The 332-nt window shown below is 37.3% G+C and carries 1 pseudogene; it reads right to left on the reverse strand.

Features of this window, described 5'->3' with window-relative positions:
• Window positions 1-332 (reverse strand): annotated as a pseudogene (locus tag CWB60_RS20645) (YqaA family protein); the annotation flags it as partial.

Genomic DNA, 332 nt, shown 5'->3' on the forward strand with positions numbered 1-332 from the left:
AAACTCGCAACACCTACAAAGTCAGAAGCTATAAAAAATGGTAAAAATTCCATTTGTAATACCCCTACACCAATAGTAAATACCTTATAAGAGATAGGTGAAAAGCACGCAAAAAATACCACCCACACGCCATACTCTTTAATCCATGTAAGCGCTGTTTCAAATTTTTCATGCCAGTGCATCTGCTCAAGAAAGCGCTCTACAACAGGCTCAAATAACCAGTAAGCTAAAAAGTAAACTACAATACCACCATTTACTTAAGCAACTGTTTCAAAGATTGAAAATCTCCTCTCTTTACTTTGCTGATCAAGCGACATACGAGCGAGCATTAC

Source organism: Pseudoalteromonas sp. S327 (genome assembly GCF_005886415.1).
Classification (GTDB): Bacteria; Pseudomonadota; Gammaproteobacteria; order Enterobacterales; family Alteromonadaceae; genus Pseudoalteromonas; species Pseudoalteromonas atlantica.